Here is an 808-nt window from a genome sequence, read left to right as displayed (position 1 = left end):
ATTCTGCTGTTCGCGTGGGTCGTGATCGACGAGCCGTTCCGCGACAGCTTCTATCGCGCGATGGCGGTGCTGGTTGCCGCCAGCCCCTGCGCGCTGGCGATCGCCACCCCAAGCGCCGTGTTGTCCGGCGTCGCGCGCGCCGCACGCGGTGGCGTGCTGGTAAAGGGTGGCGCGCCGCTCGAAAATCTCGGCTCGCTAAAGGCGATCGCCTTCGACAAGACAGGGACGCTGACGGAAGGCCGTCCTCGCATCACCGATGTCGTCCCCGTCGATGGCGCAAGCGAAGAGGATCTATTGGCGCTCGCGGTCGCGGTCGAGGGGTTGAGCGATCACCCGCTGGCACAGGCGATTGTGAAGGATGGACGCGAGCGGTTGGGCGGGCGCGAGCTGCCGACCGCGACCGACCTCAAGAGCCTGACCGGACGCGGCGTCACCGCGACCGTCGACGGCGAGACGGTATGGATCGGCAAGGCCGAGATGTTCGGCAAGGAGGGTATCCCCACGCTGAACGCGGCCGCGACCGACGCCATCGCCACCCTGCGCGAGGGCGGGCGCACGACGATGGTGGTGCGCAAGGGCGATAAGGACATCGGCGCAATCGGGTTGATGGATACACCGCGCGAAGCGGCCAAGATCGCGCTCAAGCGGCTGCGCGAGATGGGCATCACCCGGATGATCATGATCTCGGGCGATCATCAGAAGGTGGCGGACGCCATCGCCAAGGATGTCGGGCTCGACGAGGCATGGGGCGACCTGATGCCGGAGGACAAGGTTGCCTCGATCAAGAAGCTCGCTGGCGAGGACAAAG

General features: G+C 66.7%; 1 protein-coding gene. It reads left to right on the top strand.

Features of this window, described 5'->3' with window-relative positions; all coding sequences use genetic code 11:
• A partial coding sequence (locus tag AACY08_RS27625; RefSeq protein WP_339472282.1) for an HAD-IC family P-type ATPase occupies nucleotides 1–808 on the top strand: 808 nt, incomplete at both ends.

Source organism: Pseudomonas sp. EL_65y_Pfl1_R83, assembly GCF_963970695.1.
GTDB classification, from domain to species: Bacteria; Pseudomonadota; Gammaproteobacteria; order Pseudomonadales; family Pseudomonadaceae; genus Aquipseudomonas; species Aquipseudomonas tritici.
This window is presented reverse-complemented; position numbering and strand designations above follow the sequence as displayed.